We start from the raw sequence: 21,652 nt of genomic DNA, 5'->3' as shown, positions 1-21,652 counted from the left end.
GCCTCGTGGGCCCCGCGGCTCTGGGTTTGCTTCGTCAGTTCTTGATGACGAAGTCCACGCGCCGGTTCGCGCTTCGACCTTCCGGCGTGTCGTTCGACGCCACGGGACGCGACGGTCCGTAGCCTCGGGCCTCGAGGCGCGAGCCGTTGATGCCTCGCTGGATGAGGTAGGACCGCACCGCCTCCGCACGAGACTGACTCAGCTCCTGGTTGAGCGTCTCGGGCCCCGTGTTGTCCGTGTGGCCCTCGACTCGAATCGCGACGTCCGGCCGTGACTTCAACATCTCCACGACCTCATCCAACACGCGCGCACCCTCGCCCTCGATGACCGCGAGGCCCACCGGGAACGTGACTCGACGACCCGACAACGAGAGCTTCTCCTCCTGCACCGGCTTCTTCACCGGCGCGGGGCAGCCCTGGTTCTCCGCCGTGCCCTTCTCGCTCGGGCACTTGTCCTCACCATCCGGAACACCATCGCCGTCCGTGTCCTTCACCGCCGGGCAGCCCTGGTTCTCCGCCGTGCCCTTCTCGCTCGGGCACTTGTCCTCATCATCCGGAACGCCATCGCCGTCCGTGTCCTTCACCGCCGGGCAGCCTTGGTTCTCCGCCGTGCCCTTCTCCTTCGGGCACTTGTCCTTCGCGTCCGGCACTCCGTCGCCATCCTCATCCGGCTCCGGGCAGCCCTGCGACTCCGCGATCCCTGCTTCATCCGGGCAACGGTCCAGACGGTCCACGACCCCATCTCCATCCGAGTCCCGGTCCGGGCAGCCATCGTTCTCCGGCACACCCGCCTCGCGCGGACACCGGTCCTTCTTGTCGGGCACCGAGTCTCCATCGCTGTCCGAGTCGGGCTTCTGCTCGGGCTCGTGCGCCCAGGCGATGCCCGCCCCCACGCGCCACGACGGCGTCCCCGGGATGTCCGTGAAGCCATGCCCCGCGAGCGCATTCACCTCGAAGCCACTTCCAATGGGCAGCCGCACACCTCCCAACAACTCCACCGCCACATCCGGATGCACCAGCGACTCCGCCACCTGCAACGCCAGCTCACCCCGCAGCCCCTTCCCGCGCGTCGCCACCACCACCGACTGCTCCAGCTCCGTCCCCACGTCTCGCCCGGGCTCCACCTCCTTCGACCTCACCCGCGCCCCCACGCTCGCGCCCAACGCGAACATCCCCACCTCACGTCCCAACGAGACCCTCGGCGAGAACTGCATCCCCGCCCAGTGCTCCTGCCGCCCGAACGCACTCGCCCGTCCTCCCGGCAACCCCACATCCAGCCCCACCGCCAACGACAGCGGCGCCCCATCCTCCCGCCGCATCAACGCGTAGCGAGCCCCCACCTCCGGCGTCCCCAACCCCGAGGACGAAGGCTCCGAGACGCCCTCGTACAAGCCCGCCCCATGCCCACCCTGCGAGATGATGACCGGCAACCGCGCGGACACCTCCAACCGGTCCACCGGTGACCAGGCCCCCTGCAGCCACGCCGACGTCCTGTAGTGCAGGATGGAACGGCTGCTCCCATCATTGCCCTCCAGAATCAGGATGCCGCGCTCGTAGCCCGCAAGCAGGCTGAGCCGATAGCCCCCTTCCGTCAGCACGCGCCCCGTATCCACCATCAACGAGTCCGTCGCCGAGGCACTCAGCCGCAAGCGCTCCGCATCGAACGCCACCAGCGGGCTCGACACCGTCTGCCCCACCGCGCTCGTCGACACCAAGGCCACCGCGAGCGCCCCCATCCGCACACGACTCCGGACAGGACGCCGCTCCTTGCCCCGCCGACGGCTCGCCCACGCAGCGAGCACCCACGCGGCGCCCCAGCCCAGCCCACCGCCCCCCGCGGACTGACAACCACCGCCGGCAATCGACACCACCCGCGCCTGCACCAGCACCTCGAACTCACAGCTCGCGGAGTTCCCGGCCGCATCCGTCGCGGTGACGACGACCCGCGTCCGTCCCGATGGGAAGCGCGTCCCCGAGGCCGGCGTCGCCGTCACCGTCGCGGGGCCGGAAATCCCATCCACCGACGCAGGCACCGTGTACGTCACGAGCGCCCCACCGCCATCATCTCCCACCACCCGCACGTTCTCCGGGCACACCAGCGTCGGAGGCGTCGTGTCCCGCACCGTCACCCGGAACGTACAGGACGCCTGCGCTCCATCCGCGTCCTCCGCCGTCGCCGTGATGACCGTCTCCCCCAACGGCAACGTGCTGCCCGAGGGATGCGAGTACGTCACCGTCGGATTCGCCGTGGTGTCATCCGTGGCCGTCGCGGGCGGGTACGTCACCGTCGCGCCCGAGGCCCCCGTCGCCTCGACCTGCAGGTCCGCCGGGCAGGTGATGGTCGGCGGGTTCGTCGCGGCCACGTTGATGCTCACCGTGGAGACATTGCTGTCCAGACCGCAGTCCCGAGCGCGATACGTGAAGCTGTCCGGCCCCGAGTAGCCCGCGTTCGGCGTGTACGTGACGGCGGGCGGCGTGCCGCTCAAGGTGCCGTGCGTCGGAGGCGTGACGATGACGTAGCCGAGCGGTGCTCCCGCCTCCGCGTCCGTCGCCTCCAACGTGATGTTCACCGGCGCGCCGAACCCGGTGGAGACGGACAAGTCCCTCGCCACCGGCGCGGTGTTCGCGATGACCGTCAACACCCGGCCACCGCTCACCGCGTTCGCAAAGACAGAGACCACCTGGGTCCCCACCGGCATGGTCGCGGGAATCGTCACCGTCACGCCCGTGGCGGTCATCTCCGTGCCCGGCAGCGCCCAGAGCCGGTCCCCTTCCACCGTCCGCACCCTCACCACCGGAAGGTTCGCGGCCGAGTCCCGGTAGTCTCCCGAGCTGCCTCCCGAGGCCCCTCGGAACTGCGTCCCCGTGATGCGCACCGGGCAACCCTGGGACGCCGTATCGGGCCCCGTCACCACCGGCCGCGTGGCGGGCGGTGAGCCCGTGTCCTCGAACAGCTCCGCGCTCGCCAGCCACGCCCCTCCAGAGCCCTCGCCTCCCGCCGCGAGCACCTCGCCCGAGGGAAGGACGTCCAGCGCGAAGCGAGCCCGCGCCGCCGCGAGCGCCGTCACGACCTTCCACGTGCGCGTCGTGGTGTCATACAGCTCGGCCGACGCGAGGGACACGCCCGGAGAGCCCTCACCGCCCGCGACGAGCACGCGCCCCGAGGGCAGCAACACGGCGGAGTGGAACACGCGCGCGGTGGCGAGATTGCCCGCCGCCGTCCAGGTGTTGGAGACCGGGTCATACAGCTCCGCCGAGGCCAGCTCTCCCGCACCCGACATGCCCGCCGTCGCCAGCACCCGTCCCGACGGCAACAACGTCATCGTGAACGTGGCCCGCCCCTGCGCGAGCGACGCCGCGGGCGCCCAGGTGTTGGCGACCGGGTCATACAGCTCCGCCGACGCCAACAGGCCCCCGGGGTTCCGTCCACCCGCCACCAGGATACGACCGTCATTCAGCAACACCGCCGCGTGCTCCAGACGCACCGTGGGCGCCGCCGCGACGGCGCTCCAGGTCCGCGCCGCCGGGTCATAGACCTCCGCCACATTCGTTCCGGAGCCCCCCACCACGAACACCCGGCCCGAGCCGAGCACCGTCGCGGTGTGTCCGACACGCGCGGCGGTCATCGCCCCCACCGTGCTCCACGCATTCGCGGTCGCGTCGTACTCCTCCACCGACGCCAGCGGCGCCCCGCCCCCCTCACCACCAGCGGCCAGCACGCGGCCCGAGGGCAACAGGCTCGCGGTGGGCCGTGCACGCGCCGTGGCCAGCGAGGCCGAGGGCGCCCAGGCATTGCTCGCGCGCGAGTACCGCTCCACCGTCGCGACCGCGCCTGCCGCGTCCGAGCCCCCCACGAGCAGCACATCGCCCGAGGGCAACAACACGGAGGCCGCATACCCCCGCACCCGCGACAGGTTTCCCGCCGGCGACCAGCGGTCGCTGGAGGCCTCGTAGACATCCACGCCGGCGTAGAAGGTCGTCCCTCCCGGGCTGCTGTGGCCCCCCGTCACCAGGACCTGGCCGGTGGTCAGCAACGTCGCGGTCGAGTTCTCGCGCCCCACGGCCATCGTCCCCGCCGGGCTCCACGTCCCCGTCGCGGGGTCGTACAGCTCCGAGATGGGCTGCGGATTGCGCCCCTCATCCACGCCCCCCGACACCAGCACCTTGCCGCTGGGGAGCAGCGTGGCCGTGTGGCCGTTGCGTCGGTGGTTGAGCGCCCCCGTCGCCGTCCAGGTGTTGGCCGCGGGGTCATAGATCTCCGCGTGGGTGGAGACGGCGTTCGAGCCCGTATACCCACCCGCCAGCAACACACGGCCATCCGGGAGCAGCGTCCCCGTCGCGTAGTGCCTGGGGACGAGAAGCGGCGCCACCTGGGTCCAGGTCCGAGCGGCGGGGTCGAAGAGCTCCACCTGCGGGAGCTCCGTGGACGAGCCGTTCGTCCCGCTCACCAGCAACACCCGCCCATCCCGCAACAACACGGAGACGTGGCCGCGATGCACCACCGACAGGTTGCCAGCGGCCGTGAAGCTGTTGGCCACGGGGTCATAGATTTCCGACGTGGCGAGGTTGGAGCCGCCCGCGACGAGGACCTCTCCAGAGGCCAGCAGCGTGGCGGTGCCCACCGAGCGCGAGGCGGACGCCGGGCCCGTGGCGGACCAGGTGTTCGTCGCGGCGTCGTGGAGCACGCCCGTCAAGCTCCCATCCATGAGGAAGAGCGACCTGCCCGAGGGCAACCTCACCCCCATCGTGATGTTGCCCTGGATGCCCGGGCTTCCCGCGGAGGCCCACGTGCCGCGCTCGACGTCGAAGCGCTCCGCGGTGGTGACGAAGCCCAGGTTGTTCACGCCTCCCGCCACCAGGACGGAGCCATCCGCCTGAAGCAGCGCGGCGTGCTGGGACCGCGCCGTCGCCATGCTCGCGGTCGACGACCAGCCCGGGTCCACCACCATGGGCGCCGCGAGCCCCTCCAAGGAGACCTCGGTGACCAGGCTCACCCGAGGCCCGCTCGCGTCGAATACGTTCGCGCGCGAGGACCTGCTCACGCCCGACAGGAGCACGCGCCCGCGCCGCGACTGTCCCTTCGCGTCGCGGACCTCGGACGGATGGAACCGGAGGACGGGCTGGCCCTCGGTGTCGAGGAACTCCACGTACTCGCCCGCGTCGTGCAGCCGCGACACCCAGGGCGGCAGCGTGACGTGGTACTCCGCGCGGTGGAGGGGCTCGGAGCCATCCACCACCCACGCCTCTTCGATGCGCGAGCCGCGCCAGCCCTGGCTCAGGCTCGCGAAGTCCCCCACCGGGAACCAGAAGTGCCGCGCCCCCGAGAAGGCCACGGCCTCCTCCCGGCTCAGCACGGCGGAATCATCCGCCCCCAGTGTCTGCTCGACACGGAAGGTCATCCCGCGCGTGGTCAGCTCCAGCGCCCCCGCGCCCACCAGCCGCGACGTGAGCGCGCGGTCATCCTGGGGGGTGAGGGGAACCTCCGACGCGGAGAAGACCTTCGAGGTCCCCCGCCGCGAGGCGAGCTCCGGGAAGTAGGCCCGGGCCAGGGCCACGGCCTCCGACGAGGCTGGCAACTCCTGCTTCTGCTCGCACGCGAAAGTCCAGGCACAGCAGAGCAGCACGACAAGGCTTCGCGAGACGCGACTCGACGCCATCTGACACCCTCCCCGGCCCGTGGACACCGGCGGGGTCGACACAGGTGACGTGCCCTCCGCGCAGCGCCCTCACAGGCCTTGCTCGCCTGTATCACGCGGCCCGACGCAAGGTCCCTCTTGACGCACCCACCAGAAGCCCCCCCCACGAGATTGTCTCGTGTGGAGAAGTGGCGGGCGAACCCGCAGAGGCCCACATGCGGGGCACGTCCCACGACGCGAAAGATGCCGTGGGCGGAGAACCGCGCCATCGTCGCGCTCCCATGACCACCTCCCGCCATCAGCCCGTCACCGCCCAGGGCCTGCCCAAGCCCGTGGGCCCCTACTCTCCCGGCATGAAGCTGGACTCGCTGCTCTTCGTCTCCGGCCAGGCCGCCACGGACCCGGCCACCGGCAAGCAGGCCGAGGGAATCGAGGCACAGACGGAGCAGGTGCTGCGCAACCTGGAGCGCATCCTCGTGGCCGGAGGCTCCAGCCTCCAGCACGTCCTGCGCTGCGGCGTCTTCGTGACCGACATGGCGGACTTCCCCCGGATGAACGCCGTCTACGAGCGCCTGTTCGCCGGCCACCGCCCCGCGCGAACCACCGTGCAGGTGGCCGCGCTCCCGCAGACCGGGCTGCTCGTCGAAATCGACTGTATCGCCTACGTGCCCTGAGCCCACGGCCGTCCCTCCCCGAGGGCGCAATCCCAATCACAGCTCAATCACAGACGTCCCACCTGGGTCTCTTGTGCGGCGGCGAAGGTCGGAGAGGAGGCTGAAACCTCCTCCCTGTGTCACGAGCAAGTGTCGACTCGAGGTTCCCATCCGGGACCGGAGTCGGGCTTTGCTGACGGGCACTGCTCACCCCAGGTTGCCCTCATGGCCGGTCCATCCCGGACAGGCCCCGAGGACATAGACCTCCGCGATACCCCTTTTTCACGCGGCGGCCCATTCCTCGAGAGGAGCACACATGATTCGGTGGATGGTCTGGTTGGCCTTGGGGATGACCTTGCTATCAGCCCCGCGAGCCCACGCGGAGGAGCCAGCGCTCCCCTCCTCGCCTGCTCCCAGCTCCTGGGTCACCCATTGGATTTACCGCGACGCGATGGTGTCGCCTTGGAAGGACACCTCCTGGGCTCCCCACTCGCTGGTCAACACCTCGCCGGTGGCGCAGGGGACCTACTCCATCGCGGCGACGCTGACGTCGTACTCGGCGCTCTACTTCAGCACGGACCCGCGCGTGGCGGAGCCGGGCGCGACCTTCACCCTGCGCGTCCACGGAGGCCTGGCCGGCGACGGCGCGGTGGTGCAGGTGCGCGCCTTCGCGGACAACGTGCTGACGCCGGGTGTTCCCCTCGGGCCCCGCTGTGAGGGAGGGCGCATCCGCGCCAACGCGTGGGTGGCGTGCGCCGTGCCCTTCTACGCGCTGGCGCCCGCGGGTGCGCGCATCAAGGGCCTGCTGCTCCAGGAGACCCGGGGCCTGTCGCTGCCCACGCTCTACTTCGACGACCTGCGCACCGATGGATTGAGTGTCCCGCCGGTCGTGAAGGTGAGCATCACCCCGCCGTCCGTCACGCTTCCTCCCGGCGGCACGCAGGCGTTCACCGCGACGGTGACGGGCACCCCCAACACGGCGGTGAGCTGGGCGGTGCCGCAAGGAAACGCGGGCGGTGTCATCACCTCCACGGGCGTCTACACCGCGCCTGGAACACCGGGCACGTATCAAGTGAAGGCAGTCAGCCATGCGGACCCCACCCAGTCCGCCATCGCCACCATCACTGTCACCAGCGCCCCCGGAAAAGGGCTGTGGGTGTCTGGTTATTACACGGGTTGGAACTCGGACCTCTACCCGCCCGACAAGGTGGATTTCAGTGCCTTGACGCACATCATGGTCGGCCGGGCCACCCCCAGGCCCGACGGGACGCTGAGTACACAGTTCGATAATGACAATGGCCCGGCCATCGCCCGCCGCCTGGCGACCCGGGCCCACGCCGCCGGACGCAAGGCCCTCATCATGGTGGGCGGGGCCGGAGAGCATGACGGATGGGTGGGCGCCGCCTCCAATGCCAACCGGGCCCGCTTCGTCCAGAACCTCCTGGCCGCCCTGGACAGCTTCGGTTACGACGGTCTGGACATCGACTGGGAGCCGGTGGAGGTGGCGGACAAGCCGAACCTGCTCGCCCTGGTGCAGCAGCTGCGCGCGGCCCGCCCGGACATGCTCCTCACCATGCCCATCGGCTGGGTCAACACCAACTTCCCCGAGGAGGCCGACCCGTGGTTCGCGCAGCTGGTGCCGTACCTGGACCAGATGAACGTCATGTCCTACGAGATGACGGGGCCCTGGGGCGGCTGGACGTCCTGGTACTCCTCCGCGCTCACGGGGGAGGCGGGCAATCGCCCCACCTCGGTGGCCTCCAGCCTCAATGCCTGGGTCGGCGCCGGCATCCCCAAAGCCAAACTGGGCATGGGCCTGCCATTCTATGGCATGGCCTGGCGACACATCACAGGCCCCTACCAACCCTATACGGATTGGTCTGACTATGTGGGCAGCGACAATGATTTCACCTACGCCCGGATCATGAGCCTGTCGGCGACCGGCGTCTATCACTGGGACGCCGCCGCCCAGTCGAGCTACGTCACGTTCGCCTCGCCGGTGGTGGACGGCACGGTGCGGTGGATATCGTATGACTCGCCGCAAGCCATTGCCGCCAAGGGCGCCTACGCCCGCGCCAACGGCTTCGGGGGCACCATCATCTGGTCGCTCAACCAAGGTTGTACAGACCCTGTCTCGGGAGCCAATCCCCCGCTGGATGCGGTGAAGAACGCCTTCCAGCCCTGACGTCCCCGCGCTACCTCCAACGGGAAGCGGAACACTCCCTCAGGGAAGCCACCGACCCTCCGCGCCCCGCACCTCCGGGTCCTCGACTCCGGCCCGGAGGTGCCCTCGCGGGCCGGGGTTGACGCCCACCAGTGGATGTCCCGAGGCCTGTTCCGCCGTGAATCACACGGCGCAAGCGGGGCGTGGGCTGAGCACGGCGCGGGGCGCCTTGGCGTTCCCGGCGTTGGCGCCCAAGCTGCAATGAGCCGTCGGCGTGGCCGGTATCTCCCGGCCCTTGCCGCTGGAGCAGTGAACATGAAAGCAGCCCAACGCGCCTTCGCCGCCGCGGTTGTCGCCGCCTCCGTCTTCGCGTCGACCCAGTCCGAGGCCGCCACGGCCACCGCCAACCTGACGGTGACCGCCACCGTGTCCGCGGCTTGCAGCATCAACTCCGGGACACTCAACTTCGGCAACTACGACCCGGTGGTCATCAACTCCAGCGCGGGCATCGACCTGCTCGCGTCCGGCTCGCTGACGGTGCAGTGCACCCTGCTGAGCACCGCCGTCGTCACGCTGGGCCAGGGCTCCCATCCCGACACGGGCTCCACGGACGCGGCGCCGCTGCGCCGGATGCTCAACACCACGTCCGCCGACTACCTCTCCTACAAGCTCTACCAGGACATCGCCCGGCTGGTGGTGTGGGGCAATACCTCCGGCACGGGCCTGCCCTACATCGGCACGGGCCTGTCCACGCCGGTGCTCGTCTACGGCACGGTGGCGCGCGGGCAGAACGTCCCGTCCGGCACCTACAACGACACGGTCGTCGCGACCATCACCTTCTGATTGGAACGAAGCCCCATGCGCCTGCGTCTCTCCACCTGGGCCCGCTGTCTGGGATTGTCGGCACTCTTGAGCGGAGCCCTTCCGGGGGCCGGGCTCGCCGCGACCGTCGAAGTCAATCCCATCCGCCTGGAGCTGGAGGGCGGAGCCAAGGGCGTGGTGGTGACGGTGAGGAACCAGGGGACCGAGACCACTCGGTTCCAGGCCTCCGTCCACACGTGGACCCAGGACGAGGGCGGGCGCATGACGCTTCAGCCCACGCAGGAGGTCTTCTTCTTCCCAGCCATGTTGACGCTGGAGCCGGGGGAGTCCCGCCCCATCCGGGTGGGCATCTCCTCCGCGGCGCGGAACACGGAGCGCTCCTTCCGACTCATCGTGGAGGAGCTGCCGCCCGTGGGACCGCTGCCTCCGTCCATGGGCCTGAAGATCCTCACCCGGGTCTCCATCCCCGTCTTCGTCGCGCCCACGCACCGGGACGTGCAAGCGCGAGTCGAGGAGGTGGACCTGCGCGACTCCCACTTCCAGTTCCGTGTGAGGAACCCGGGCACGGTGAACTTCTTCATCCGCCAGGCGCGCGTGCGTGCGCTGGATGCGCAGGGGCAGCGCGTGGTGGAGAAGGAGGAGCCCGGCTGGTACGTGCTGCCGGGGAACTCGCGCGCCTTCGCGCTGGGAATCACCGCTGAGCACTGCCAGAAGGTCCGCTCGCTGGAAGTCGAGGTGGAGACGGACCAGGGCGTGTACCGGCAGAGCGCGCCCGTCGGCACGCGTGAGTCCTGTGGAGTGCCCGTCGTGCCATGAGCCGGCTCAACCAGGCCGTGTCTCGGGTCGCGCTGGGGCTGGCGCTGGGCCTCACGCCCGCGTGGGCCGCGGAGCCCTCCGCGCCCGGCCCCCAGACGACCCCCATCGTGGCGGAGCTGACGTTGAATGGCGCCAACCGGGGGGATGTCTTCCCGCTGCTGCGCGGCCAGGACGTGCTCCTGCCGGCCTCCACGCTGGAGGAGGCCGGGGTCGACCCGCGCTGGCTGCGAGGACGCATCGAGGTCCTCGACGGCACGGCCTATGTCTCACTCCAATCCCTGGCGCCCCAGGCGAGCTGCCAGCTGGACCCGGACACCACCCGGCTGACGTGTGAGCTCCCGCCGTCTGCCTTTGGCGTGACGCGGGTGAACCTGGCCCCCGCCCCGCCCCCCGACTATCAGGTGACAGGCAGCCCCAGCGCGTTCCTCAACTACGCGGCCCATGCGCGCAACACGTCGCTGTCCTTGTTTGGCGAAGTCGGCGTGTCGCTGGACCGGGCGCTCCTGACGACCCAGGGCCGATGGACCCCCGGCGGCCTGCCCTTGCGGGGGCTGAGCCAGCTCACGGTGGACTTCCCGGAGGTGATGGTGCGCGCCATCGCGGGCGAGGCCACCGGGTATGGCGGCGTGCTGGGCGGCGGCGCGGTGGTGGCGGGGGTCCACGTCCTGCGCTCGTTCGAGCTCAACCCCTACTTCGTCCGCAACCCCGTGCAGGACCTGGCCGGTGACGTCACCACGCCGTCCACGCTGGAGGTCTACGTCAACAACCGGCTGGTGCGCCGCACCGAGCTGCCTCCGGGGCCCTACCGGCTGGAGAACCTCACGCTGCCGCGAGGCGAGGGCCTCACGCGCTACGTGGTGAGGGATGCCTTCGGACGCACGCGCGAGGTGAGCTCCGCGTACTCGCTGGGCGCCCAGCTCCTCGCGCCGGGCGTCGCGGACTACCAGGTGTCCCTGGGCGTGGAGCGCGAGTCGCTGAGCACGCGGAGCTTCGACTATGGCCGCCCGCTGCTGCTGGGCCACTTCCGGATGGGCGCCACGCCGTGGCTGACGCCGGGCCTGCGGCTGGAGCTGTCGCCGGACCTGTTCAGCACCGGCTCCGTGCAGTGGCTCCAGCTCCCGCTGGGCGAGCTGGAGTTCTCCGAGGCCGTGAGCATCTCGCATCGGCGCTCGGGCGCGGCGGTGGGCTCGGCCTACACCGTCCAGGGACTCCGGGCGGGGGGCACCGTCTTCGCGCGGCTCATGAGTCCCGCGTATGCCCACAGCAGCCTCGCGCACGACGCGCCCCACCCGAGGCTGGAGACGGGCGGCTCGCTCTTCGTCGCGCTGGGGGGCCGCTTCAGCCTGACAGGACAGGCGCTGCTGCGGCGGTGGAGGTCCGTGGGCTGGACGACGTGGCTGGGCGCGACCACCACCGTCCAGATGACCGGCAGGACCCTGCTCTCCTTCTCCGCCCACCGGAACCAGGAGCCCCAGCGCCCCGCGGCGCTGGAGGGCATGGTGTCGCTGACCGCCATCCTCGACGCGATGACGAGCGGCGGCGTGAGCCACACGCAAGCGCGCTCGGGGGGACTCACCGCGGTGGACGTGTCGCGCGGCATTCCGCTGGAGGGCGGCCTGGGCTTCCAGGTCCAGGGACAGGTGGGGCGGTATGACCTGGCGCTCGCGCGCGCCGACTACGAGACGAACGTGGGCCGCTACGCCGCGGGCGCGGAGTGGCGCGAGGGCGTGCTGGTGGGCGCGGCCGAGGTCTCCGGGGGACTGGTGGCCCTGGGCGGACGCATCCACGCCACGCGCGCGGTGGACCAGGGGTATGCCCTGGTGCGCGTGGAGGGCGTGGAGGGCGTGGGCGTGCGGCTCAACAACCACGTCATCGGGAGGACGAACGCCCGGGGGGAGCTGGTGGTGACGCGGCTGCAAGCCTATGGCGTCAACCGGCTGTCGCTCACGGACGAGGACCTGCCCTTGGAAGTGTATGTCCCGGCGACGGAGCGGCACGTGGCCCCCTGGAGACGGGGCGGCGTGGTGCTCGACTTCCAGGTGGACACCGTGCGCGCCTTCCGAGGCACGCTGGTCCTCTCCGAGGGGCCTTCTCCGCGCGTGCCCGCCCACGGCGAGGTCCAGGTCGTCGTGGAGGGCCAGCGGTGGAGCTCCCCCATCGGCTGGCATGGCGAGTTCGAGCTGGTGGGGCTGCCTCCCGGGCGACACCCGGCGACAGTCCTGTACACCGGTGGCAGCTGCAACGCGGTGTTGGAGATTCCCTCCCAGACGGGACAGGTCATCGACCTGGGGACCGTGAGGTGCGTGGATGAGTAGCCTGGGCGTCTCGAGTCACACGCGGGCCTGGATGCTGATGGGCGCGAACCTGCTCTGCCTGCCCGCCGCCCACGCCGTCTGCCGCTTCCAGTCCACGGTGGGCCCCAGCTTCGGCGTCTACACCAGCAGCGCCACCTTCCCGCTCGACACCACGGGCAGCATCACCTACCGCTGCGATGCGCAGCCGCAGTTGAGCACGCTCACCCTCGACCTGAGCGCGGGCGGCGCCGGGAGCTACTTCCCCCGCAAGCTCCAAGGCCCGTCGAGCAACAGGCTCAACTACAACCTCTACCTCGATGCCACGCGGCTGCTCATCTGGGGCAATGGTTCGCTGGGCACCGTGCGCTACGGGCCTGTGTTTCCCGTGAACGCGGTGGAGGTCACCGTCCCCATCTACGGCCGGATTCCGGCGGGCCAGGCCGCGTCCGCGGGCGCGTACTCCGACACGCTGGTCATCACGATGACGTTCTGAGCCCCGCTCGCGCGGGGGGCGGACGGGCCGGGAAGTTGCGCTCGCTCCAGCCGGGGGGCTCGCCTATCCTTCCACCTCATGAGTACTTCCGGCCCCCTCGCGACGACGTTCATCACCCATGAAGTCACCAATCAGGCGCCGCCCCTGGTCTACGACGCCTGGAAGACGGACCTCCCGCTGCGCGAGGCCGTGGCGCGCGAAGGCGGAAGCTGGGCGGAAGCGGACATCGCGAAGTACGGGCCGCTCGCGGGCGGCGAGCTGATGCAGCTGGGCTTCCTCGCCAACGAGAACAAGCCCAAGTTCAAGCCGTTCGACCGCTATGGCAACCGCCTGGACGAGGTGGAGTTCCATCCCGCCTACCACCGCATCATGGAAGCGGCCGTCACCCACGGCATCCCCAACTATGCGTGGCGGCACGAGAAGACGCCGGGCGCCCACGTCGCGCGCATGGCGCTCTCGTACCTGCACAACCAGGCGGACCAGGGGACCAGCTGTCCGCTGACCATGACGTACGCGTGTGTGCCCACGTTCCGGCACCACGCGGGGCTCGCCGCCGAGTGGCTGCCGCGCATCACCTCCGCGTCGTATGACTCGCGCTTCATCCCCGCCAGCCAGAAGACGGGCATCACCATCGGCATGGGCATGACGGAGAAGCAGGGCGGCTCCGACGTGCGCAGCAACACCACGCGCGCAAGCCCGCTGGGCGAGCGCGGCCCGGGCAACCCGTACGCGCTCGTGGGCCACAAGTTCTTCTTCTCCGCGCCCATGAGCGACGCGTTCTTCGTGCTCGCGCAGTCCGAGGGCGGCCTGTCGTGCTTCCTCCTGCCGCGCTTCACGCCCACCGGGGAGCGCAACGCCATCCGCATCCAGCGCCTCAAGGACAAGCTGGGCGACTGGAGCAACGCCAGCTCGGAGGTGGAGTTCCTGGGCGCGGTGGCCTTCATGGTCGGCGAGGAAGGCCGCGGCGTGGCCACCATCCTGGAGATGGTCGCCCTCACGCGGCAGGACTGCATGATTGGCTCCAGCAGCCTCATGCGCCAGGCGCTGGTGCAGGCCATCCACCACACGCGCCACCGCAAGGCCTTCGGCCGCAAGCTCATCGACCAGCCCTTGATGATGAACGTGCTGGCGGACCTGGCGCTGGAGTCGGAGGCACACACCGTGCTGACCGCGCGGGTGTCGCGCGCCGTGGACGCGGGCCACCGCGACCCGCGTGAAGCCGCCTTCGCGCGCATGGCCACCGCCGTGGGCAAGTACTGGGTCTGCAAGCGCGCGCCGACGTTCGTCAACGAAGCCCAGGAGTGCCTGGGCGGCGCCGGCTACGTGGAGGAGGCCAACCTGCCGCGGCTCTACCGCCAGGCCCCGCTCAACTCCATCTGGGAGGGCAGCGGCAACATCCAGTGCCTGGACGTGCTGCGCGCCGCCACCCGCGAGCCGGAGAGCCGCGAGGCCCTGTTCCAGGAGCTGATGGCGGCCCAGGGCGCCCACCCCGCGCTCGACGCGGAGATGGCCCGCATCGCCAAGGACTTCGCGGACACCGCCACGCTGGAGACGCGCTCCCGCTTCGTCGTCGAGCGGCTGGCCCTGGCGCTCCAGGCCTCGCTCCTGCTGCGCGCGGGCAACAGTCAGGTGGCCGACACTTTCTGCGAGACGCGCCTGGGAGGGGCCCACGGCAACTGCTTCGGCACCCTGCCCGCACACGCCCCCATGAAGGCGCTCATCGAGCGCGCGTTCCCCGAGGGCGTCGGGAGCTGAACAAGGAATTCACGTTTCACTGTGAATTCAACAGTGTCTCACCCTCGAGTCAGAGCACACAGGGAGACACTCGCCCCGCCTGTCGACATGGAAGGCGGGGCGACGACTTCGTCTACTGGACGAAAGGATGAGACACCCGCTTGCGTGTCGACACTGGCGTGTTCTTTTAAGTGGCCGGACGAGGCGCGAATTGGGCGACAACCATCCACTCTCACTGAACTCGAGCGACGGAGTCATCACCTATTCCCGAGGTGAGCGCTCCAATCGTGACACGGCGGACCAGCTCCGCCTGCTCATCGCGAGCGTCACGGACTACGCCATCCTGACGCTGGACGTGAGGGGTCACATCGCGAGCTGGAACCTGGGGGCCGAGCGCATCAAGGGCTACCGGGCGAGCGAGATCCTGGGCCAGCACTTCAGCCGCTTCTATCCACCAGAGGACGTTGCCTGGGGCAAGCCCGACTGGGAGCTGGAGTCCGCCATCCGGCTGGGCCGCTTCGAGGACGAGGGCTGGAGGCTGCGCAAGGACGGGACGCGGTTCTGGGCGAACGTCGTCATCACCGCGCTGTTCGACGAGAGCGGCGAGCTGCGGGGCTTCGGCAAGGTGACGCGGGACTTCACCCAGCGCAAGCACGCCGAGGAGACGCGGGAGTTGGAGCGGCTGCGCGAGGCGCTGCACGCGCGGGACGAGTTCCTGTCCGTCGCCTCGCACGAGCTGAAGACGCCGCTCACGCCGCTGCAGCTGAAGCTGTCCTCGCTGCGGCGCGCGGCGGAGAAGAACCCCGAGTCGCTCCTGGCCGACGGGAAGCTGTCTCGGGAGCTGGCCGCGGCGAGTGGGCAGGTGCGCAAGCTGGCGGACCTCATCGACGACCTGCTGGATGTCTCGCGCATCAACGTGGGACGCCTTCCGCTCCAGCCGGAGCGGATGGACCTGGCGGCGCTCCTGCGGGACGTGGCCCTGCGCTACGGGCCGCAGGCAGCGTCCTTGGGGTGCCACCTGGACGTGTCGGCGTCGCACGCCATCGAGGGGACGTGGGACCGGCGGCGGATGGAGCAGGCCGTGACGAACCTGCTGACGAACGCCATCAAGTACGGCGCGGGCAAGCCCATCCACCTGAGCGTGAAGGTGAGCGAGACGCTCGCGGTGCTCACCGTGCGGGACGAGGGCATCGGCATCGCCCCGGTGCATCAGCACCGCATCTTCGAGCGCTTCGTGCGCGCCGTCTCGGACCCGCATTACGGCGGCATGGGGCTGGGCCTCTTCATCACCCATCAGATTGTCGAAGCACACCATGGGACCATCACCGTGGAGAGCGAGCTGGGGAAGGGCTCGGTCTTCACGCTGCGGATTCCCCGGGAGGGGCTGGTGGCGACGTGTGGCCCCACGGCGGTGCCTCGGGTCTGAGGCCGCGTGGGGCCGGGCGGTGGACGCGCGCCTACTGGAAGTTCACCTTGCCGTCGCGCTGGTAGCAGACGTGCGCCGTGCCCGTCGTGGGCCGGATAGCCACGCTGGGGCGCGTGCCGTCCTGCACCGAGCCGAGCTGGGTGTACTTCCAGAAGCCCCGCGCGTCGGTCGTGATGAGCTCCAGTGACGTCCCGTGGCGGTGGGCGATGACGGGGCCGCGCGAGCCATGAGCCAGGTCACTCGCGTCGTGCTTGAGGTCGAGCGGTGAGGTGCGGATGGTGCTGGCGGAGAGCGGATTCGCGAGGGTGATGTCCCTGAGGGCAGCCCGCGAAGCCGGGTCTTGTGACCGGGCCAGCAGCATCAAGTGGGAGTCCGGGCTCCAGGCCGCCGAGAGCCACTCGTAGGTGCCGGGGGTCTCCACCATCTGCAGGTCCAGGAGCGACTCCTGGGTCGACGGCTCCTGCGCGACGACACTCACATAGGTCTTGCGGAGAGAGTGGGCGTAGTGGGGGATGAACAGGGAGCCAGCGGCGTCGAAGGAGATATCTCCCGACAGTTCGCGGGCGTCCATCCGCGTGGGACTCCAAGTTCCGGACGCGGTGCGCCGCGCGAAGTCGTAGTTATAGGTCCCGTCGTAGGCGATAGTGGGCAATCCTCCTTGCGCGGGATTCAGAGCGATGCTCAGTTTCGATGGCAACCCGTAGTAGTGCGCGGACACGCTCGTGAGTGTCCAGGCCCGGTCGAGTCGGGTGGCATACCTCACGCTCCGGCTCGAGGGTTTGTCCGGGGGGCCTTCACCCGCGATATAGGCAATGTGTGGCACGCCTGTTCCGGCGTCCACCGCCAGAGCGGCCTCCCAGACGTAGGTCCCACCATTGTTGAAGCCGGGGCCGTCCACCACCTCGGTCGTCCACGACGTGCCGTCCCACGTGGCGTACCAGAGGCTCTGGTGCGAGTCGTTCAGATAGAGGGCGTGCCCCTTGCCCGTGCTGTCGAAGGCGAGCTCACACCGAGAACCCGTCAGGTCCGGCCCCGGGTCGATGAGCGTGGACGGCGCGGCCACCACGTTGAAGTGGAAGGCCCCTTGCGCCACCTTTCCGGACTCGGTCTCCACGGAGACGGTCAACGACGCCTCGCCCTGCCCAAGCGGAGTCCACTCGACCTGCTCGGCGTCCGCCTCGAGAGCCCCCGCCGTGGCGCTCCAGCGCACGGACTTGAAGGACTCTCCCGCGGCGGCGACCTTGAAGCGCTCCTTCCGCCCCGTGATGTAGGGGCCCTCCACGCCCAGCCGCTCGATGAGCAGCACCACGTCTCCCGGGCCGCGCGAGTCGATGATTTCCGGGGTCTTCGGCTCGCCATCACACGCGGCAAGCGGCAGCACTCCGCCCGCCACCAGCATCCATGACACACACACCTTCTTCAGCACGCATCACTCCTGTCTGTGTAACCTGACAGGAGACAGCTACGCATGAGCGGTGGCGGACTTTCCTCGTCCTCCCACTTCGAGTGAAGTCTTCAAGGAGAGGGCGCCGAGGCGTTCCCCTCGGGAGGTGGACGCTCGGGCATGGCGATGGCCGCGCTCGTGTAGTCCACGAAGAACAGGCCGTCGAACTCCTTGGCGCTCCTCGTCGGTGCAAGACCGGCGTTCTCGCTGAAGACAAAGCCGTAGTTTCTCCAGGCGCGTGTCTGGGTGAAGAAATCTCGCGCGGCGCCCTGGGTGGGGAGTCCCCTCAGGTCCAAGGCAAACAGGGGCACCTGGGCCCGCGCGAGCGTACCGTCCACCGCCCCCACCTCCGCCGGCGGAACGGCATGGGCCGTGTAGACGCGTGGCTTCCGCGCCACGAGGATCGACTCGTGGACCGCCCGCAGCGTTCCTTGATTGAAAGCAAACCCGAAGGAGTACAGCGCATCGCCCAGCACTTCGCGCAGGTGCTGCCCCATGGACACGAAGTCGGTCAGCTTCGCGGTGGAGACGTGTCCGTTGTGCGCCCAGAGGACCATTCGCGCATCGGCGCCCTCCTGCTCCAGGACCCAGCGAGCATTCTCCGCCATCGCCCGGTCCCGATGGTTCATGAAGCTCACCTCGGACACCTGGGGCGTTGTCTGGGTAGCCCATTGCGCCAGCACCCGGGCATGGCGGGCCATCACCGCGAGCTCCTTCTCGGAGCGCTTGCGCCGTGGCCGCTGGCGCAAGCGGGCTTCGATGTCCGCGACGAGCGAAGCCAGCCCCTTGCCGTTCTCCTCCGACCAGGCCTTCGAGGTCTTGACGTCGAGGAATCGCGCCATCGGCCCCACGAGTCGCTGATGGAACGCCGGGTCCACTCGGGCGAAGAAGTCCAGGAGGGCCCGCGTCGGGCGAACCGTGTCCTGCATGTCCACGCCGTAGAACTTGAGCTTGTGCGTGTGGCGCGGGTCCGCGTTGTACGCACGCATCCATCGGATGAGGGCCATCACCTCCTCGGTCCGCCAGATCGGGAAGAGGTTGTCGAGCACCTGGGCCTCGTCTCCCTTTCCGTGAAGGACGTAGTCATTGATGACGAGTGCCTCGGAGAAGTTGCCCTCCAGCGCGAAGATGTTGAAGCCCAGCTCCGTGACCAGGAACTCCATCAGCCGGTGCTTCAACTGGAAGAACTCCCGAGTACCGTGGGTCGCCTCCCCCAGGGCCACGACGCGCGCTTTCGCGAGCCAGGGCTTCAGGGGTTGCAGGTCCGCGAACCCATGTCCCGCCTCCACGGTGGTCAGCGGCACCAGCGACTGCTTCACCCACGACACCACCTCCGGCGCCGCGGGCGAGGTCTCCGGCCGCGGGAGAAGGGTCAGGTTCACGTCTCGCGCGGAGTCCTCCGCGCGCACGTCGAATTGGTTGTCCGCCAACATGGAGCCCCGCTCGGGGGCTTTCACGGTGTACCGGCCGATGGGCAGCGAGACCTCGAACTGGCCCTGGGCATCCGCTCGGACGTAAAGGACATCCGCGAGGAATTCGCTCTTCCGTATCACCTGCACCCAGGCGTCCGCGACGGGTCCGCCCACGTCTGTCTTCAAGCGCCCTCTCACGACACGCGTCGCGGGCTGGAGGACAACATCCCGCTGAAGCGCCGAAGCTCCCGCGGTGAGTTGAACATCCAGGATGAAGGTCGCCTCGTGCCGAGGGGCGCTGACGGTCAGGCCATACTCGCCCGGAGAGAGACCCTCGAAGCGGAAGCGTCCATCAGGGCCGGTGAGCATCCGGCCCGCCGGTGGTTCCTTGTTCGGATTCCACTCCTTGCGCGCGGGGACAAGCGAGACCACCGCGCCCTCCACTGGCGACTTCGCATCCCCCTCCACACGCCCTTCCACCGCCGCCGTGGTGACGGACGGTGGTGCGGCCTGGACGGGAGGCTCCGGCGGTAGAACGACCTGCGGCGTGCCTGTGCTCGCACACGCCAAGGGAAACACGAGCCACAGGATGCGGAAGGCCTTCATCGGGACCTCGGGCATACGACGGGGGTGTGCTCCCCGAGGTCCAACACAGTCAGCCCCTCCATCACAATCGACCCGAGGGGCTGGCTGCCTTTGCTCTCAAGGAGCGCTGGCGGCCGTGGGTGGCGGAGGCGGGCGCCGGCCCGTGGGCGTCGCGATGGCAGCGACCGTTCGTTCCACGAACAGCAGGCCGTCGTACTCCTTCGCCGCCTTGGAGACACGCGGTGGGATGACCTTGCTGAAGACTGCTCCGTAGTTCCGCGTATAGCGAGCCTGCATGAAGTAGTCCCTCACCACGCCCTCGCCAGGCAACCCTCGCAGGTCCAGGGCGAACCGAGGCACCTCCGCCAGCGCGAGCGTCCCGTCCAGCCACCCCACCTCCGCTGCGGGGACCGCGTGGACACTCAGTCCTCGGCGCGCTTCGTTCGGCTCGCTCGGGCTGTGGATGGCCTGGAACTCGCCCTGGTTGAAGGCAAACCCGAAGACGTAGAGCTGGTCTCCCAGCGCCTCGCGCAGGTGCTTGCCCATGGGCTCCATGTCGAGCTGCGGCGACGCGGCGACGTGTGCGTTGTGCGCCCAGAGGACCATCCGAGCATCCGCGCCCTCATGCTCGAGAATCCAGCGAGCGTTCTCCGCCATCGCCCGGTCCCGGAGGTTCGAGTCCGTGAACTGGTTCTCCACCCTGGCCGCGAACTGCCCGAGGATGCGGGCATGGCGAGCCACCAGCGCGTGGGTCTTCTCGGTGCCCTTGCGCTTCGGCAGTTTGGCCAGACGCGCCTCGATGTCCGCGACGAGCCCCGCCAGCACCTTGCCCGACTCCACCTCGCGCACCCGCGGGTTCGCTTCATCGAGGAACGGCGTCATCGGCCCCACGAGTCGCTGATGGAACGACGGGTCCGCCCGCGCGAAGAAGTCCAGGACGGCGCGCGTCGAGGCGGACGTGGCCTGCATGTCCACGCCGTAGAACTGGAGCTTGCGCGTGTGGCGCGGGTCCTCGTTGTACGCACGCATCCACCGGATGAGCGCCAGCACCTCCTCCGTGTCCCAGGTCCAGAAGTAGAGCCCCGCCAAGGCCTTGGCCGGGTCTCCCTTCCCATGGAGGACGTAGTCATTCACCACGAGCGACTCGCCGAAGCTGGCCTCGATGGCGAAGACGGTGAAGCCCAGCTCCGTGGCCAGGTACTCCAGCATCCGGTGCTTCAACTGGAAGAACTCCCGGCTCCCGTGCGTCGCCTCCCCCAGCGCCACCACCCGGGCCTTCGAGAGCCACGGCTTCAAGGGCCGCAGGTCCTCGAACCCATGTCCCGCCTCCACGGTGGTCAGCGGCGCCAGCGATTGCTTCACCCACGACACCACCTCCGGCGCGGGAGGCGTGGTCTCCGGGAGCGCGCTGACGGTCAGGTCCAGCTCCGTCGTGGACTCCTCCGCCGTGACGTTGAACGTGCGCCTCGCGGGCGAGAAGCCCTCGGCATGGACCGAGACGCCATAGCCCGCGACAGGCAGCGGCACCTCGAAGCGGCCCTGCGCGTCCGTCCGCGCGTACAGCATGTCCCCCAGGAAGTCGCTGTACCGCCCGACGTTCAGCCAGACCCCCGGCACGGGTTCGCCCGAGTCCGTCTTCACGCGACCTCGCACGATGTGCCTCGCGGGCTGGAGCACCACGTCCTTCAGATGGGGTGTCGCCCCCGCCGCGAGCTTCACGCCCATGAGGAAGGCCGCCTCATGCCCAGCGGCGCTGACCGTCAGGCCGTACTCACCCGGCGCGAGTCCCTCGAAGCGGAAGCGCCCGTCCGGACCGGTGAGCATCCGGCCCGCCGGAGGTGCAAGGCCCGGGTCCCAATCCTCCCGTGCGGGGATGAGCGCGACCACCGCGCCCGCCACCGGTGTCTTCGCACTGCTCTCGACCTGTCCCTCCACGGCCGCCGTGGTGACGGCCGGGGCAGGCCGCGCCGAGGGAGCCTCGACCGGAGGGACGACGTGGGGCGCGCCGGTGCCAGCACACGCCAGGGGGCACAGCAGCCACAGGATGCGGAGGAGCTTCATGGGGACCTCGGGACACACGTCGGGTGTTCGGCTCGGCCGCGACGGACCTGGAGGCCCGGCGCAGCCGCCGCTCAACGGCTTGGAGACAGGAGAGGAAGGCGCTGGCCTCGCGA

General features: G+C 69.7%; 12 protein-coding genes. 8 read left to right on the top strand and 4 right to left on the bottom strand.

Annotation, left to right across the window (positions count from 1 at the left end; translation table 11 throughout):
* Nucleotides 1-34: 34 nt before the first annotated feature.
* The gene (locus tag MYSTI_RS45255; protein ID WP_015347386.1) at nucleotides 35-5,656 is read right to left on the bottom strand and encodes an HYR domain-containing protein; all 5,622 of its coding nucleotides are present in this window, start codon (nucleotides 5,654-5,656) and stop codon (nucleotides 35-37) included.
* A gap of 260 nt (nucleotides 5,657-5,916) precedes the next feature.
* Between MYSTI_RS45255 and MYSTI_RS08850 the strand changes: the two genes are divergently transcribed.
* The 8 genes from MYSTI_RS08850 (at nucleotide 5,917) to MYSTI_RS08815 (ending at nucleotide 16,037) form a co-directional block, all read left to right on the top strand.
* Entirely contained in the window at nucleotides 5,917-6,309 is a 393-nt protein-coding gene (locus MYSTI_RS08850; protein ID WP_044283440.1) for a RidA family protein, read from the top strand.
* Between the two features lie 295 nt (nucleotides 6,310-6,604).
* The gene (locus tag MYSTI_RS08845) at nucleotides 6,605-8,473 is read left to right on the top strand and encodes a glycosyl hydrolase family 18 protein (protein ID WP_015347384.1); all 1,869 of its coding nucleotides are present in this window, start codon (nucleotides 6,605-6,607) and stop codon (nucleotides 8,471-8,473) included.
* 294 nt (nucleotides 8,474-8,767) lie between these two features.
* On the top strand, nucleotides 8,768-9,295 hold the full coding sequence (gene pru, locus MYSTI_RS08840; protein WP_015347383.1) for a fruiting body development fimbrial-like coat protein PRU: 528 nt from the start codon (nucleotides 8,768-8,770) through the stop codon (nucleotides 9,293-9,295).
* Nucleotides 9,296-9,310: 15 nt separating this feature from the next.
* Complete coding sequence (locus MYSTI_RS08835) at nucleotides 9,311-10,090, top strand: fimbrial biogenesis chaperone (protein ID WP_015347382.1); 780 nt, start codon at nucleotides 9,311-9,313, stop codon at nucleotides 10,088-10,090.
* Nucleotides 10,087-12,405 (top strand): fimbria/pilus outer membrane usher protein, encoded by a 2,319-nt coding sequence (locus tag MYSTI_RS08830; protein ID WP_015347381.1) that lies wholly within the window; start codon nucleotides 10,087-10,089, stop codon nucleotides 12,403-12,405. The genes MYSTI_RS08835 and MYSTI_RS08830 overlap by 4 nt, the downstream gene beginning before the upstream one ends.
* Nucleotides 12,398-12,877, top strand: coding sequence for a Csu type fimbrial protein (locus tag MYSTI_RS08825; protein WP_015347380.1), 480 nt, complete (start codon nucleotides 12,398-12,400; stop codon nucleotides 12,875-12,877). The genes MYSTI_RS08830 and MYSTI_RS08825 overlap by 8 nt, the downstream gene beginning before the upstream one ends.
* A 78-nt stretch (nucleotides 12,878-12,955) precedes the next feature.
* Nucleotides 12,956-14,632 (top strand): isovaleryl-CoA dehydrogenase, encoded by a 1,677-nt coding sequence (locus tag MYSTI_RS08820; RefSeq protein WP_015347379.1) that lies wholly within the window; start codon nucleotides 12,956-12,958, stop codon nucleotides 14,630-14,632.
* 190 nt (nucleotides 14,633-14,822) lie between these two features.
* A complete protein-coding gene (locus MYSTI_RS08815; protein ID WP_233278218.1) occupies nucleotides 14,823-16,037 on the top strand; it encodes a PAS domain-containing sensor histidine kinase in 1,215 nt (404 codons plus the stop codon).
* A 31-nt stretch (nucleotides 16,038-16,068) separates the two neighbouring features.
* Here the strand turns inward: MYSTI_RS08815 and MYSTI_RS08810 are convergent, their stop codons facing one another.
* From MYSTI_RS08810 to MYSTI_RS08800, 3 genes are all read right to left on the bottom strand, one after another.
* Nucleotides 16,069-17,463 carry a hypothetical protein gene (locus MYSTI_RS08810; protein ID WP_015347377.1) on the bottom strand — a complete coding sequence of 465 codons (1,395 nt, stop codon included), beginning with the start codon at nucleotides 17,461-17,463 and terminating at the stop codon, nucleotides 16,069-16,071.
* A gap of 89 nt (nucleotides 17,464-17,552) precedes the next feature.
* Nucleotides 17,553-19,514 carry an erythromycin esterase family protein gene (locus MYSTI_RS40535; RefSeq protein WP_233278217.1) on the bottom strand — a complete coding sequence of 654 codons (1,962 nt, stop codon included), beginning with the start codon at nucleotides 19,512-19,514 and terminating at the stop codon, nucleotides 17,553-17,555.
* Between the two features lie 81 nt (nucleotides 19,515-19,595).
* The gene (locus MYSTI_RS08800) at nucleotides 19,596-21,539 is read right to left on the bottom strand and encodes an erythromycin esterase family protein (protein ID WP_015347375.1); all 1,944 of its coding nucleotides are present in this window, start codon (nucleotides 21,537-21,539) and stop codon (nucleotides 19,596-19,598) included.
* Between the last annotated feature and the right edge of the window lie 113 nt (nucleotides 21,540-21,652).

Origin of the sequence: Myxococcus stipitatus DSM 14675 (assembly GCF_000331735.1) — a bacterium.
GTDB classification, from domain to species: Bacteria; Myxococcota; Myxococcia; order Myxococcales; family Myxococcaceae; genus Myxococcus; species Myxococcus stipitatus.
The sequence above is the reverse complement of the archived record's forward strand: the minus strand, read 5'-3'. Positions and strand labels throughout refer to the sequence as shown.

Excerpts from the sequence above, each read along its gene's own strand:
- MYSTI_RS45255 (WP_015347386.1), bottom strand. The coding sequence starts at position 5,656 with ATGGCGTCGAGTCGCGTCTCGCGAAGCCTTGTCGTGCTGCTCTGCTGT.
- MYSTI_RS08850 (WP_044283440.1), top strand. The coding sequence starts at position 5,917 with ATGACCACCTCCCGCCATCAGCCCGTCACCGCCCAGGGCCTGCCCAAG.
- MYSTI_RS08845 (WP_015347384.1), top strand. The coding sequence starts at position 6,605 with ATGATTCGGTGGATGGTCTGGTTGGCCTTGGGGATGACCTTGCTATCA.
- pru (WP_015347383.1), top strand. The coding sequence starts at position 8,768 with ATGAAAGCAGCCCAACGCGCCTTCGCCGCCGCGGTTGTCGCCGCCTCC.
- MYSTI_RS08835 (WP_015347382.1), top strand. The coding sequence starts at position 9,311 with ATGCGCCTGCGTCTCTCCACCTGGGCCCGCTGTCTGGGATTGTCGGCA.
- MYSTI_RS08830 (WP_015347381.1), top strand. The coding sequence starts at position 10,087 with ATGAGCCGGCTCAACCAGGCCGTGTCTCGGGTCGCGCTGGGGCTGGCG.
- MYSTI_RS08825 (WP_015347380.1), top strand. The coding sequence starts at position 12,398 with ATGAGTAGCCTGGGCGTCTCGAGTCACACGCGGGCCTGGATGCTGATG.
- MYSTI_RS08820 (WP_015347379.1), top strand. The coding sequence starts at position 12,956 with ATGAGTACTTCCGGCCCCCTCGCGACGACGTTCATCACCCATGAAGTC.
- MYSTI_RS40535 (WP_233278217.1), bottom strand. The coding sequence starts at position 19,514 with ATGCCCGAGGTCCCGATGAAGGCCTTCCGCATCCTGTGGCTCGTGTTT.
- MYSTI_RS08800 (WP_015347375.1), bottom strand. The coding sequence starts at position 21,539 with ATGAAGCTCCTCCGCATCCTGTGGCTGCTGTGCCCCCTGGCGTGTGCT.